General features: G+C 56.7%; 15 protein-coding genes and 1 riboswitch. Of the genes, 7 read left to right on the forward strand and 8 right to left on the reverse strand.

Annotated elements, in window-relative coordinates:
• Window positions 1-46 precede the first annotated feature (46 nt).
• Window positions 47-742: a dethiobiotin synthase gene (bioD, locus tag HV340_RS10000; protein WP_014169857.1), complete on the forward strand. Its 696-nt coding sequence runs from the start codon at window positions 47-49 to the stop codon at window positions 740-742.
• Here the strand turns inward: bioD and clcB are convergent.
• The 8 genes from clcB to HV340_RS10040 all read right to left on the reverse strand — a co-directional run bounded on the left by clcB (window position 677) and on the right by HV340_RS10040 (window position 7782).
• A complete protein-coding gene (clcB, locus tag HV340_RS10005) occupies window positions 677-1987 on the reverse strand; it encodes a voltage-gated ClC-type chloride channel ClcB (RefSeq protein ID WP_049022295.1) in 1311 nt (436 codons plus the stop codon). The two genes, bioD and clcB, sit on opposite strands and share 66 nt — an antisense overlap.
• Window positions 1988-2155: 168 nt before the next feature.
• Window positions 2156-3304, reverse strand: a complete 1149-nt coding sequence (osmV, locus tag HV340_RS10010; protein WP_014169859.1) for an osmoprotectant ABC transporter ATP-binding protein OsmV — start codon at window positions 3302-3304, stop codon at window positions 2156-2158.
• The gene (gene osmW, locus HV340_RS10015) at window positions 3304-3951 is read right to left on the reverse strand and encodes an osmoprotectant ABC transporter permease OsmW (protein ID WP_063925027.1); all 648 of its coding nucleotides are present in this window, start codon (window positions 3949-3951) and stop codon (window positions 3304-3306) included. The genes osmV and osmW overlap by 1 nt, the downstream gene beginning before the upstream one ends.
• Before the next feature lie 8 nt (window positions 3952-3959).
• Window positions 3960-4859: an osmoprotectant ABC transporter substrate-binding protein OsmX gene (gene osmX, locus HV340_RS10020; RefSeq protein WP_063925026.1), complete on the reverse strand. Its 900-nt coding sequence runs from the start codon at window positions 4857-4859 to the stop codon at window positions 3960-3962.
• 18 nt (window positions 4860-4877) lie between these two features.
• On the reverse strand, window positions 4878-5588 hold the full coding sequence (gene osmY, locus HV340_RS10025; protein WP_063925025.1) for an osmoprotectant ABC transporter permease OsmY: 711 nt from the start codon (window positions 5586-5588) through the stop codon (window positions 4878-4880).
• Between the two features lie 273 nt (window positions 5589-5861).
• Window positions 5862-6605 carry a YoaK family protein gene (locus tag HV340_RS10030; RefSeq protein ID WP_049022289.1) on the reverse strand — a complete coding sequence of 248 codons (744 nt, stop codon included), beginning with the start codon at window positions 6603-6605 and terminating at the stop codon, window positions 5862-5864.
• Window positions 6606-6761: 156 nt separating this feature from the next.
• On the reverse strand, window positions 6762-7385 hold the full coding sequence (locus HV340_RS10035; protein WP_014169864.1) for a glutathione S-transferase: 624 nt from the start codon (window positions 7383-7385) through the stop codon (window positions 6762-6764).
• Window positions 7386-7491: 106 nt separating this feature from the next.
• On the reverse strand, window positions 7492-7782 hold the full coding sequence (locus tag HV340_RS10040) for a DUF1330 domain-containing protein (RefSeq protein WP_063925024.1): 291 nt from the start codon (window positions 7780-7782) through the stop codon (window positions 7492-7494).
• A gap of 71 nt (window positions 7783-7853) precedes the next feature.
• Between HV340_RS10040 and HV340_RS10045 the strand changes: the two genes are divergently transcribed.
• The 6 genes from HV340_RS10045 to HV340_RS10070 all read left to right on the forward strand — a co-directional run bounded on the left by HV340_RS10045 (window position 7854) and on the right by HV340_RS10070 (window position 12708).
• Window positions 7854-8306, forward strand: coding sequence for a MarR family winged helix-turn-helix transcriptional regulator (locus HV340_RS10045; protein ID WP_014169866.1), 453 nt, complete (start codon window positions 7854-7856; stop codon window positions 8304-8306).
• A gap of 216 nt (window positions 8307-8522) precedes the next feature.
• Window positions 8523-8621, forward strand: a riboswitch (guanidine-I (ykkC/yxkD leader).
• A gap of 57 nt (window positions 8622-8678) precedes the next feature.
• Entirely contained in the window at window positions 8679-9737 is a 1059-nt protein-coding gene (locus tag HV340_RS10050) for a putative urea ABC transporter substrate-binding protein (RefSeq protein ID WP_032681129.1), read from the forward strand.
• Between the two features lie 17 nt (window positions 9738-9754).
• A complete protein-coding gene (locus tag HV340_RS10055; RefSeq protein WP_063925023.1) occupies window positions 9755-10570 on the forward strand; it encodes an ABC transporter permease subunit in 816 nt (271 codons plus the stop codon).
• The gene (locus tag HV340_RS10060) at window positions 10567-11343 is read left to right on the forward strand and encodes an ABC transporter ATP-binding protein (RefSeq protein ID WP_063925022.1); all 777 of its coding nucleotides are present in this window, start codon (window positions 10567-10569) and stop codon (window positions 11341-11343) included. Before HV340_RS10055 ends, HV340_RS10060 begins: the two co-directional genes overlap by 4 nt.
• Before the next feature lie 13 nt (window positions 11344-11356).
• Window positions 11357-12064, forward strand: a complete 708-nt coding sequence (locus HV340_RS10065; protein WP_032679675.1) for an urea amidolyase associated protein UAAP1 — start codon at window positions 11357-11359, stop codon at window positions 12062-12064.
• Between the two features lie 11 nt (window positions 12065-12075).
• Entirely contained in the window at window positions 12076-12708 is a 633-nt protein-coding gene (locus HV340_RS10070) for an urea amidolyase associated protein UAAP2 (protein ID WP_063925021.1), read from the forward strand.
• The last annotated feature ends 122 nt before the right edge of the window (window positions 12709-12830 follow it).

Genomic DNA, 12830 nt, shown 5'->3' on the forward strand with positions numbered 1-12830 from the left:
TCTCTGGTTTATATTTTCGAAGCATACCCAAGAGGTGGAATGAGTCATGCTTAAGCGTTTCTTTGTTACGGGTACAGATACCTCTGTCGGCAAGACCGTTGTATCCCGCGCGTTGCTACAGGCTCTGGCAGCAAGCGGTAAACGCGTTGCAGGGTACAAACCGGTCGCAAAAGGCAGTAAAGAGACGCCCGAAGGATTGCGGAATAAAGACGCCCTGGTGTTACAAAGCGTCTCGTCACTGGAACTGCCATATCACGCGATCAATCCCATTGCCTTAAGCGAAGATGAAAGCAGCGTGGCGCACAGCGGTCTGATTAATTACACCCTGTTGTCCGACGGTCTGGCGAACCTGAGCGAGATGGCCGACCATGTCGTGGTGGAAGGTACCGGCGGATGGCGCAGCCTGATGAACGATCTGCGCCCGCTTTCTGAGTGGGTGGTGCAGGAGCAACTGCCGGTGATCATGGTGGTCGGTATTCAGGAAGGGTGCATCAACCATGCGCTTCTGACGGCGCAGGCGATTGCCAATGACGGATTGCCGTTGATTGGCTGGGTCGCAAACCGTATCAACCCGGGCCTGGCGCACTACGCGGAAATCATCGACGTGCTGAGCAAAAAACTGCCGGGACCGTTGGTGGGCGAGCTGCCTTATCTGCCGCGTGCCGAACAGCGTGAATTAGCGCAGTACATCGATCTCTCTTCCCTCGGTCGCATGTTGTCCGTAGATCGAGTCGTGGCGTAACGTCCGCGACAAGACGGACGCGATCACGCAGGCAATCAGCAAACCGGGCAGCAAAAAATACTGCCCGGTCATTTCACAGACCATCAACGCAGACATAATGGGCGCATGGGTCGTCGCGGCGAGTAACGTCGCCATGCCTGCCAGCCCCAGCAAAATCACCGTTTCAGACCCCGGAAACCACAGCCCGAAGAGTTGTGCAAACAGCATTCCTGTGGCCATGCCGACAAACAACGTCGGTGTGAAAACCCCGCCCGGCGCGCCAGAACCGCTGCTTGCCAGTACCGCCAGCAATTTACAGATAAATACACCTGCTATCACTGACAGCAGCGGTGGGGCGAGCAGAAAAGCCTGAACCACGCTGTAGCCATTCCCCCACACGTCAGGCGTCAGGAGCGACAGCAGCCCGACGATCGCTCCGCCGAGCGCCAGTTGCCAGGGCGGCGAAAGCCTGAGACGCAGAAATAACGAATGGCTGAACGCCATAAGCCACATCAGCAGCGGTCCGCACAGTCCCGCCAGCAGGCCTGTCGCGACAAGCAGGCCATAATCTGCCGCACTGAGTAGGCCACTCAGATGGACGTCATAGAGCGTACCGGCACCGGGCGCTAAGAGTCGCGTGGTAAGCAGGGCTACCGCCGCCGCAATCACCACCGGCCCGAGCGAGGCCAGCATCAGCGTGCCAAACAGAATTTCGGCAATAAACAGGCTACCGGCCAGGGGCGCGTGATAGGCGCTGGCCATCCCGGCCGCGGCTCCGCAGGCAATCCATAATTTCCATTCGGATTTCGGCGTAAAGCGTTGGGCGAAAAAGGAGGCGGCCAGCGCCGCAAGTAGGATCATGGCACCTTCGCGGCCGATGGCGCTCCCGCTGGAGACAACCAGCAGTGACGCAAGGGATTTTACGAGGCTCGAGCCATAATCAAACTGGCCGTCGCCCGTCTCCAGTGCTTCCATATAATCTGTCGGCGCATGAGGACGTTGCGCCGTAAGCCGCTGCCATCCCCACAACAGTAACCCCGCCGCCAGCCCTCCCAGCGCGGGCGTCAGCGCGCGACGCCACGGGGATAACGCAGCCGCGGCATTCACCAGACTGCCGCTGTTGTTACTGAGAAACAGCCACTCCAGCAGATACATGCTGTGGCGGAACACCGCGACGGCCAGCGCGGCCAGTATGCCGATAAGGGTGGCAATCAGAAGTCTGCGAAACATCGCGCGGATGTCGGGATAAGCGTGAAGACGTTGCATGGGCCGCAATTAAACGTGGGAGATACAATATTGTGAGGGGAAATCGCGGGGTTAGCAAAAGGTATGCGTGCGATGAACCGTGTCGGCCTGAGCAAATGCGCTGTAGGGGAGCGTGCCGCCGGGCAGGTCAGCGCCATACGTCTGGCCCGCCCGGCGGAGTGTTTTCGCTTAACTCTCGCTGTGAATATTCAGCGCCCGGCGCGTACGGCCGGAGCTGAGATACTCGGCAATATAATCCTGTGAGATCTCGCCGTTATAGCGGCCCTCTTCGTCGACAATCGGCATCCAGCTGGTGTTGCTCTCATACAACCGTGAAAGCACCACGCGCAGGTTATCCTCCGCTTTGCCGGTCATACGGAACGGATGCAGGATATCGGCACAGGTGCCGCTGGCATTACGCGCTTCCCGACGCTTCACAAAGCCCAGCGGTTTACCCCGATCGTCCACGACGGTAATGGCGCGAATATCGTTGTCATCCATGATCGCAAAGGCGTCAGAAAGCAGGGTAGAGCCCCGCACGGTGAGGGTCGGTTGCTGGTCGGTGACATCGCCTGCCGATACCAGCAGCAGACGCTTGAGCGTACGGTCCTGGCCGACAAACGAGCCGACGAACTCGTTCGCCGGTTTTGCCAGCAGTTCGTCCGGGCTGGCGCACTGGACAATACGCCCCTGGCGGAAGACGGCGATACGATCCCCAAGCTTCAGGGCCTCGTCGATGTCATGGCTGACCAGCATCACGGTCTTTTTCAGTTTGCGCTGCATCTCCAGGAACTGGTTCTGGATCACCTCGCGGTTTATCGGGTCCACCGCACCGAACGGTTCATCCATCAACAGTACCGGAGGATCCGCCGCCAGGGCGCGGATCACGCCGATACGCTGCTGCTGACCGCCGGACATTTCACGCGGATAGCGGTTGAGAAATTTATGCGGGTCCATGGCCACCATATCCATCAGCTCTTCAGCGCGGGTTTTACACCGGGCTTTATCCCAGCCCAGCATGCGCGGCACCACGGTGATGTTCTCCTCAATGGTCATGTTCGGGAACAGACCAATCTGCTGAATAACGTAGCCAATATTGCGGCGCAGGGTCACGGTATCCATCCCGCTGGTGTCTTCGCCGTTAATCAGGATCGTGCCGCTGCTTGGTGCGATCAGACGGTTAATCATCTTCAGGGTGGTGGTTTTCCCACAGCCTGACGGGCCGAGCAGGACGCACATTTCCCCTTCAGGCACGTTGAGGTTGACGTTGTCGACGGCCTTAACGCTCTGGCCGTGTTTCTGTGAAAATTGTTTGGTGAGGTTTTCCAGTTTTATCATTATCGTATCCCCTTTGGAGTCAGAACGACCTGCAGACGATGCAGCAGCCAGTCGAGCACAATCGCTAAAAGACAGATCATCAGCGCACCCGCAATTAACATACGAATATCGCTACCGCCGATGCCGTTAAGCAGCAGCAGGCCAAGGCCGCCAGCGCCAATCACTGCGGCAATGGCCATCACGCCGATGTTCATCACGACGGCGGTGCGGATACCGCCAAAAATCACCGGCAGTGCCATCGGGATTTCAACCCAGCGCAAACGCTGCCAGAAGGTCATCCCGATACCGCGTCCGGCTTCACGCAGGCCCGGCGGCAGGCTGTCCAGCGCGGTATGGGTGTTACGCACAATTGGCAGCAACGAGTAAAGAAACACCGCCGTGATAGCGGGCAGGGCACCAATGCCCTGACCGATCAGCGAAAAGAGCGGGATCATCAGGCCAAACAGCGCAATGGACGGTATCGTCAGCACGACGGTGGCAATCCCCAGCACCGGCGTCGCCAGCCATTTGTGGCGGACAATCAAAATCCCCAGAGGGACGCCAATGAGTATGGCTAGCCCAACCGCCAGCGCCACCAGCCACAGGTGTTGCAGCGTCAGGGTTAACAGATAGTCCCAGTTATCCAGAATGTAGTGAATCGTCTCCATAGCGCCTCCTACAGCAACTGTTTGCTACGCAGGAAATCACGGGCGACCTGCTGCGGTGACTGATGGTCGATATCCACCTTCTTATTCAGTTCGGTGATAACGTCGTTATTGAGCTGGGCGGAGAGAGTATTCAGCGCCTCTTTCAGACCCGGATTGGCGTCAAGGGTGTCTTTACGCACCACGGGAGTGACCGCATAGCTCGGGAAGAAGCCTTTATCATCTTCCAGCACCTTCAGGTCGAAGCCTTTTACCCGCCCGTCGGTGGTATAGATAAGCCCTGCATCGACGAAACCGTCCCGCACCGCGTTATAGACCAGGCCCGGGTCCATCTGGCGGATCTGCGGGCGATCCAGTTCCATGTTGTATGCCGCCTGCAGCGGTTTCATCCCGTCGCTGCGTCCGGCAAATTCGAGGTCCAGACCCAGCAGCCAGTTTTTATCCGGATCGGTTTTACGGATCTGCTCAATCTTTGCGACCATTTCAGACATGGTGTGGATGTGTTCCGCTTCGGCGCGTTTACGCTGCATGGCGAAGGCGTAGGTATTGTTCATATCGGCGGGGTTGAGCCATACCAGACCGTGCTTCGCGTCCAGGCGTTTCACCGTCTCGTAAGACTCCTGTGGCGACATGCGCTTGTTGATGTGGTTAAAAATGATTAACGACGTGCCGGTGTACTCCCAGGTCATATCAATTTGTTTGTTGATCATCGCGTTGCGGGAAATTACCGTGGCAATATTGGTCTGTGGCTGGACCTGAAACCCCTTCTTTTGCAGATACTGGACGGTCATGGCCGAGAGAATGTGCTGCTCGGTAAAGCTCTTGGTCGCCAGGATCAGCGGGGCCGCTATCGCCTGGCTGGTGAACAGTGCCGCGGCACACAGCGCCGTCAGGCTGGATATCAGTCTCATAAAAGCTCCTTGTTATTGTTATCGAGCGAGATGTGGACTCATCACGCGACCCAGCGCAGCCAGCAGGGTGTCGAGGATCAGAGCAAACAGGGCGGTGGCCGCCGCGCCGAGGATCAGCGTCGGGAAGTCGTTGAGGTAGATACCGGGAAAAATCAGTTCGCCGTAGCTGCTGGCACCAATCAGGAAGGCCAGCGGGGCGGTACCCACGTTGATGGCGGTGGCAATGCGGATCCCGGAGAGCATTACCGGCCAGGCGTTGGGAAGTTCGACCTGGCGCAGACGCTGCCATTTCGTCATCCCAATGCCATTAGCCGCTTCCAGTAACGACGCCGGAACCGAGCACAGTCCGGCATAGGTGTTTCGCACTATCGGCAGCAGCGAGGCGAGGAACAGGGCGATAATCGCAGGCGTATCACCGATACCAATCACCACCATTGCCAGCGCCAGAACGGCCAGCGGCGGCAGGGTATTACCGACGTTAAAGATCTGCATCACGTATTCAGCGATACCGCGTGCTGACGGGCGGCTCAACAAAATGCCGCTGGGAATGCCCATCAGCAGGGCAAAGAACATGGAGGAGAATACCAGGATTAAATGCTGTTGCCCGAGGTAAATCAGGTCAACCTGACGCGCCTTAATTGTATCCAGCCCAATTCCCCAGGTGAGGAGGGCAATGACCACAATAATGGCGCCGACAAAAAGCAGCGAACGTTTGAGTAATGGGTGCATTGCGATGTGTCTCCCTGTGCGCATGCGTTATAGCAACCACGGGTTGCCTGTTGTTATGCCATGTTTCGGCAGGGGTAGATGACCTATAGCAAGCGTTTGGGATGGGTTCCAGCGAAGGGGGAAAATCAGTAACCCTATGAAATTAGTGACAACCTTAGGTTAAGCCTTATGGAGCAAGGGCTGGCTGTGGGGCAGACAGAATTGTCCTAAAGCGTAATTTAAAATGTGACGGTGTCACAGAGCGTGAGCGTTTCCTCACGCCTGCGACCCTCATTATCGGCTGAAGGCGGCGCGCACCCGGCGAACGCGCACTGAGGTGCTGATGATGGAAAAGGCGGCGACAACGACGAGCATTACCCCAAGCGCCAGCATGGCGTTAAACCCAATCCACCTGAACAGGAGCAGCCCGGCGATACCGCCGGTAATAAACGAGAAAATGGTGGTTAAGTGGGTTTTGAGCTGACTTTTTTGCGCTGCCGTATCTTTGGAATAATCCCGGCGGAGCATCGCCACCAGGACCGAGGCCAGAGATATTCCCGCGTCCGTCAGCGTGCCGGTAATATGGGTTGATCTTACCCGGCCGCCGGAAAGCTGGGTCGATGTTGAATTATGAATCCCCATCAGACCACAAAGAAAGATAATAATTTCACGGTTAGTCGTGAGGGCATGGAAATACATCTCGTAACAGGAAACGCCGGTCAGTAATAATCCCTCGACCAACAGTATCTGGCAAAAAACCAGCCTGATATTATGGATAATCCCCCATAACACGATGATACGGGCCATGATTGCGCCGGCAACAAAAGACAGAATAATGGCGCCAAAGAACAAAATATCATTCAGATCGGTAGAGGAAACTTCGCTGGATAATTGGGAGGTATTGCCGGTCATATGGGAGGGAAAAAAGCCAAATGCCCCGAGGGCGATGGCGTTGAGCAAGCCTGCAGAGGTCGCCAGCCAGAGTGCGAGCAGGCGATCCTCCTGATGCGTTCGTTCTTTTTTGAGTTTAATCAGCAAGAATACCTCCGGGTTGAGCTTTGCCTGACTATTCAGGCTAGCAAAGCGGTGCAACGGGCTGTCCAGGATATTGCTTAATTATTATTCCTGATAACGGCATTCAGGGTTTTGTAATTAAATAAAATATCCTTGCTGAATGTGTGTGGGCTGAAAAACTTACACCATACCGTTATTCCCGTGACGTAAAAATGCCGGTCGCTGATTAAGCCGTTCGAACCAGGCGTTAATTGCCGGCACATCAGGCTTATCAAATGGCGTCATTTTCCAGCGGTTCACCGAGAGACCAAGTACCACGTCTGCAAGGGTAAACACCTCGCCCGCCGTATAGGCTGCGGTGCGTTGCAACTGCTCCTCCAGAATAGCAATGCAGTGGTTCCACGCTTTAATTCCGGCGGCAATACGCTCCGGGTCGTTATAGTCCGGGTTATTGCGTCCCAGTGCCGGAAAGACATACCGCCAGGCATTGTTAAATTCGCTTGCCTGCCAGTCCATCCAGCGTTCGACGTTGGCGCAGGCCTGCGGTTCCGTTGGCAGGAGATCCTCACGGCCGGCTTTACGGGCCAGATAACGGCAGATTGCGTTAGATTCCCAGAGGACGAACTCGTCATCGAGCAGCACGGGAACCATGGCGTTGGGATTCAGGGCGCGGAAGGCAGCGGTTTGCGTGGAGGCAAAACCGCTGCCGTAGTCTTCCTGGTGATACTCGATACCCGCTTCTTCGCAGGTCCAGAGCACTTTACGTACGTTGATCGAGGTTGTCTTGCCCAGGATGCTTAACATGATGCCGGTGTCCTTTTAGAGATGCAGTGTTTAAAAACTCTACACCGGTTCTGGCGAACGGGTGGAGAAATCTGGAAACGATACCGCAGGCAAGGAAACGAAACGCTTAGTCAGTGGTGACAACGAACATTTTTGCCTGCTGTGCCAGCTGGCGTTCAGCTTTGATCGGGGCATATTTTTCCGAATGGTAAAACGCCAGCGCCTGCTGCAGTGAAGGGAACTCAAAAATGCCGGCAAAGGGTAGCGGTTCTTCATCGCCTTCAAGGACTTCAACAATAGGACCAAAATGCAGAATTTTGCCGCCGGCCTCTTCAAGTGCCAGTCTGAAGCGAGGTGCAAGATTGGCCTGCCGTGCAGGGTCGATAACACGTAAATTGATATGGATAAATGCGGGCATCATGATACCTTGAATAGCGTTAATAGTGTATATACACTATTTTATCTCACCGTATCTGTCGAGCGTAAAGTATGAACACTGTTGATCTGGCGTTACTAAAAACCATCCCCGAAACCTGTCCGGCGTATCAGGCACGTGCAACAGCACGGGCTATTACGCGTTATTACAACGCCTGCTTCAGACCTTATGAATTGACGGCAGAACAGTTCAGCCTGCTGGTGGGGATCGGCGGTGGCGTAAATGAAACGGTGGCAGGGCTTGCATCAAAGGCCGGGGTGGATGCAACCACACTGAGCCGAAACATACGGATTATGGAGTCCCGTGGGGTTATTGAATCAACGGGGGGGCGCGGACGCCGTGGAAAACAACTTAGCCTGACCGCGCAGGGGTGGGCGCTTCTGACATCCGTGATCCCCGTATGGCAGTCCGCAAGAGAGGAATTGTCACGTAAAATGGGAAGCGAGCAGCTCAGCCTGACGACGACGATGATGAAAGACCTGGCAAAAACCAGCACATCATTTTGAGCCTTTCCTGCTGTCGCAGACACGTTCTGTGGGCAACGCCGTCAGCACCACGCGTCATCCCAAAGAGCACCAGCACGGTGCACTCAATTCGCCTTGTCTCACCAAAACGGTGAAAGAGCCTGCACAGGCAGACTTAACAGTTTAATAATTAACATAAAAAATTCTGGCATATCCCTTGCAACGCTTAACACTGAAGGGCAGCACACCACAATTTGAAAAATAGCTGGCTAGGGTTCCGGTTCACTGCGGTGAATGGCTGGTCCAAGAGCTGGCGACCTCTGAGAGGTTACACGGCGGGACAAAAGCCCGGGAGACAGCAGCACCTGAAGGTGTCGCGCTGCCCCCTAATTTTGTGCCACTCAGAGGTCAAGCATGAAGAAAACGCCATTATTCCGCACCCTGGTACTCTCCCTGGCGATGCTGGTCAGTCTCCCCACCTTTGCTGCGGTGAAGAAAGAGTTCAACGTCTGCTGGACCATCTACGCCGGCTGGATGCCCTGGGGCACCCTCAGCAGTAGCAAAATCATCGATAAATGGGCCGATAAATACGGCATCAAAATCAATGTTGTTCAGCTCAACGACTATATCGAATCCATCAACCAGTACACTGCGGGCCAGTTTGACGGCTGCACCATGACCAATATGGATGCGCTGACCATACCGGCCGCGGGCGGCGTTGATACCACGGCGCTGATCCTTGGCAGCTATTCAGAAGGCAACGACGGCGTGGTGATGAAGGGCGAGGGCAAAACGCTCAACGACCTGAAAGGGATGAAAGTCTACCTGCCTGAGCTCTCTGTTTCCCACTATCTGCTGGTGCGCGGCCTGGAAAAAGCCGGCCTGGCCGAAAAAGACGTCACCGTGGTAAACACGTCTGACGCGGACATCGTCTCCGCTTTTGGCACGGCAAATGTGCAGGCGGCGGTAGCCTGGAACCCGCAGCTGTCGGTCATCAAAGGCACGCCAAAAACAACAGAAGTGTTCAGCTCCTCTCAGGTACCGGGTGAGCTTATCGACATGATGGTGGTCAACAGCGAAACCCTGAAAGACAACCCGGCGCTTGGCAAAGCATTAACCGGCGCATGGTACGAGATGATGGGGCTGATGAAAGCGCAGGATGCCACCGTGCTCAACGCAATGGCCGCCGCCTCCGGTACCGATCTGGCCGGTTATCAGGCGCAGCTGAAAACAACCCACCTGTTCTATACCCCGCAGGACAATATTGCCTTTTTAACGTCGCCGGAGCTGGCGAAAACCATGCAGCGCGTAGCCACGTTTTCGTTCGATAAAGGGCTGCTGGGCGATGGGGCGCAAAGCGCGGATTTCATCGGCATGCGCTTCCCGGGCAATGTCACCCAGGGCGATGCCAGCAACGTGAAGCTGCGCTTTGACGACAGCTTCGTGAAAATGGCCGCTGCCGGCACGCTGTAATAACGGACGGAACATCCATGCGACAAATTAATCGCCATCCCACGCCCGGCATGCGGCTGATGCTCGTGATGCTGCCTTTCGTCCTGCTGCTGGCCGCGTACTTTTTCGGTTCCGCGGTCAGGCTGGAGGCTAACCCGCAGGACAAGCTGCTGCCTGGCCTGCAGCAGATGCTGGACGCGCTATCACGCATGGCGTTTACCCCGGATAAACGCAGCGGTGACTATCTGTTCTGGGTGGATACGCTGGTGAGCCTTGCCCGTCTTCTGACGGGGCTGGTCATCGCCTCGATCATCGGCCTCTGTGTTGGCGTCACCGCCGGTGTTTTCCCGCTGTGGCGCGCGTCGCTCTCGCCGCTGATGACGGTGCTGTCGATGATCCCGCCGCTGGCGATCCTGCCAGTGCTATTTATCGTTTTCGGGCTGGATGAACTGTCGAAAGTGATGCTGATTGTCATCGGCATCACTCCGATGCTGGCGCGCGATCTGGAGCATCGCGCGTGCGAAATCCCACCGGAGATTCTGATCAAAGCCCAGACGCTGGGTGCCAACAGCTGGACGCTGGTGTTGCGCGTGGTACTTCCGCAGCTGCTATCGCGGCTGCTGACCTCGCTGCGTCTGCTGCTGGGGTCGGCATGGTTATTTCTCATTTCGGCAGAGGCCATCTCCTCAACCGCCGGGCTGGGCTATCGCATTTTCCTCGTGCGCCGCTATATGGCGATGGATGTGATCATTCCGTACGTCCTGTGGATCACGCTGCTGGCCTGGCTGATGGATCTGACCCTGCGCCAGTTACATAAAACCTGGTTTCCCTGGGCGGAAGGAGGGAAAGCATGAGCTTTATCACCATCAACAATATCTGGCAGGAGTACGGCGAACACGTGGTGCTGGAGCGCCTCAATCTGCAGGTGAAAGAGGGCGAGTTCTGCTCAATGGTGGGGGCCTCTGGCTGCGGAAAATCCACGTTTTTGCGCCTGCTGCTCGGTCAGGAAGCGCCCAGCCGAGGGTCCATTACGCTCGACGGTAAACCGCTGCGCGCCGAGCCGGACAGCAGCCGGGGGGTGGTGTTTCAGCGCTACTCCGTTTTCCCGCATCTCAGCGTGCTGGATAACGTCACCATAGGTCTGGAACTGCCGCAAGCGCCGCTGTTCGGGCGCCTGTTTGGGGCAAAGAAACGCGCGGCGCGTGAGCGGGCCACCGGGATGCTGGAAAAAGTCGGTCTCGGGCATGCGATGCACAAATACCCGGCCCAGCTTTCCGGCGGTATGCAGCAACGTTTAGCCATTGCGCAGGCCTTCATCATGCAACCGCGCGTGTTGCTGCTGGATGAGCCGTTTGGCGCCCTGGACCCGGGTATCCGTAAAGATATGCACGCCTTGTTGCTTCAGCTGTGGGGGGAGACCCGCATGACTGTCTTTATGGTCACCCACGATCTTTCGGAAGGCTTTAACCTCGGCACCCGCTTACTGGTGTTCGACAAAGTGCGCCTCGACCCGCAGGCGCCCAACGCCTTTGGCGCCCGTATTACCTACGACATTCCGCTCAACGAGACGCGGCTCTCCGCGCTGAGTGGAACGGCTCCCGATAACGTTTATGCATTAAGGGGTTAACACCGTGAATACCATGACCATGTTACGTGAAGAGATCCTGCCCGGCGGCGGTCACCTCTCATTTGTGCTTAAGCGCGGGCAGATCCTGCGTATGACCGACATTGAAGGTGGAGCAAACGTCAGCCTGCTGATGCTGAATCCGCACGAGAAAAGTGAACGTCTGAACCTGCCCGACACCCTGAAAGGCCAGCACACCGCGCGTCTGACCGCCGGACATTGCTTTTACTCCGACATGGGACGCGTGCTGGCAGGCATCACCGCAGATACCTGCGGCTGGCATGACCCGTTTGGCGGCGTACTGAACGCCGCCGAGGTGACTGAAAAGTATGGCCAGGGACGCTATCAGGAACTGCGCAACGGGTTTTACCGAAACGGAACGGACAACCTGCTGGTGGAGATGGGGAAGTGGGATCTCAATCTCGAAGATCTGCTGATGGTGGTCAACTTCTTCAGCAAAGTCACCGTCGATGACCGCGGTCAGTTCACCTTCCACGGCGGCTATTCGCAGTCGGGCAGTTACGTGGAGCTGTACGCCCCCATGGACACGCTTGTGGTGATGACCGCGCTGCAGCATCCGATGGATCCGTCCCGGGAATATGCCCCACGACCGGTCGCGCTGAGCTGGCGACAGGCTGAGGATGAAGAGGGGGCCGTTAACGCGCTTCTGACGCGCCCGGAAAACGAACGCGCCATGACCAATACCCGGCTTTTCGCCCTGTAAGGAGCAGTAAAATGACCATGATCTCTGAAAAGCATGTGCAAGACGCGGTATTTCGCCACGTGATCCCGGCAGGTGAACCGTACCTGTTCGAGGTGAAACAAGGGCAGACGTTGCGCCTGCTCGACCTGGAAGGTAACCAGGCGGTCGACACGCTGTTCTACAATGCCGATAACCCGCGTGAACGTTACGATGCACAGCGCACATTGCGCCGTCAGAACAACGCCTATCTCACGCGGGGCAGCGTCCTGTACTCCAGCCTCGGTAACCCCCTGCTCACCATTATCGACGATACCTGCGGGCGTCACGATACCCTCGGCGGGGCCTGCGCCCAGGAGAGCAACACCGTGCGATACGCCCTCGATACACGCCATATGCACAGCTGTCGCGATAACTTCCTCTGCGCCTGTCTGCACGATGGCCGTCTGCAAAAACGCGACATCACGGCCAACATCAATTTCTTTATGAACGTGCCGGTGACGCCAGAGGGCGGGCTGACGTTTGAAGATGGCATCTCCGCGCCGGGGAAATACGTCGACCTGCGCGCCGAGTGCAACGTCATTGTCTTGATCTCCAACTGTCCACAGCTGAATAACCCCTGCAACGGCTGGAACCCAACGCCTGCTGAGGTGCTGGTATGGAACTGACGCCCACCCGCTGGCAGCGACTGCGCCAGGCGCTGTACCGCCTGTTTGAAGTTCGTGCCGGACGCATTCTGCCGTAACCGCTTTTTCCCCCATGGACGACCATGGGTGAGCCGATTTTCGGC

It is taken from the genome of Enterobacter sp. RHBSTW-00975, from assembly GCF_013615235.1.
Classification (GTDB): domain Bacteria; phylum Pseudomonadota; class Gammaproteobacteria; order Enterobacterales; family Enterobacteriaceae; genus Enterobacter; species Enterobacter ludwigii.

What these genes read in the sequence shown, in the direction of transcription:
- HV340_RS10065 (WP_032679675.1), top strand. Translation starts at nt 11,357, where the DNA reads ATGACCATGTTACGTGAAGAGATCCTGCCCGGCGGCGGTCACCTCTCA.
- osmW (WP_063925027.1), bottom strand. Translation starts at nt 3,951, where the DNA reads ATGGAGACGATTCACTACATTCTGGATAACTGGGACTATCTGTTAACC.
- HV340_RS10070 (WP_063925021.1), top strand. Translation starts at nt 12,076, where the DNA reads ATGACCATGATCTCTGAAAAGCATGTGCAAGACGCGGTATTTCGCCAC.
- clcB (WP_049022295.1), bottom strand. Translation starts at nt 1,987, where the DNA reads ATGCAACGTCTTCACGCTTATCCCGACATCCGCGCGATGTTTCGCAGA.
- osmV (WP_014169859.1), bottom strand. Translation starts at nt 3,304, where the DNA reads ATGATAAAACTGGAAAACCTCACCAAACAATTTTCACAGAAACACGGC.
- osmX (WP_063925026.1), bottom strand. Translation starts at nt 4,859, where the DNA reads ATGAGACTGATATCCAGCCTGACGGCGCTGTGTGCCGCGGCACTGTTC.
- osmY (WP_063925025.1), bottom strand. Translation starts at nt 5,588, where the DNA reads ATGCACCCATTACTCAAACGTTCGCTGCTTTTTGTCGGCGCCATTATT.
- HV340_RS10040 (WP_063925024.1), bottom strand. Translation starts at nt 7,782, where the DNA reads ATGCCCGCATTTATCCATATCAATTTACGTGTTATCGACCCTGCACGG.
- HV340_RS10035 (WP_014169864.1), bottom strand. Translation starts at nt 7,385, where the DNA reads ATGTTAAGCATCCTGGGCAAGACAACCTCGATCAACGTACGTAAAGTG.
- HV340_RS10045 (WP_014169866.1), top strand. Translation starts at nt 7,854, where the DNA reads ATGAACACTGTTGATCTGGCGTTACTAAAAACCATCCCCGAAACCTGT.
- bioD (WP_014169857.1), top strand. Translation starts at nt 47, where the DNA reads ATGCTTAAGCGTTTCTTTGTTACGGGTACAGATACCTCTGTCGGCAAG.
- HV340_RS10050 (WP_032681129.1), top strand. Translation starts at nt 8,679, where the DNA reads ATGAAGAAAACGCCATTATTCCGCACCCTGGTACTCTCCCTGGCGATG.
- HV340_RS10055 (WP_063925023.1), top strand. Translation starts at nt 9,755, where the DNA reads ATGCGACAAATTAATCGCCATCCCACGCCCGGCATGCGGCTGATGCTC.
- HV340_RS10060 (WP_063925022.1), top strand. Translation starts at nt 10,567, where the DNA reads ATGAGCTTTATCACCATCAACAATATCTGGCAGGAGTACGGCGAACAC.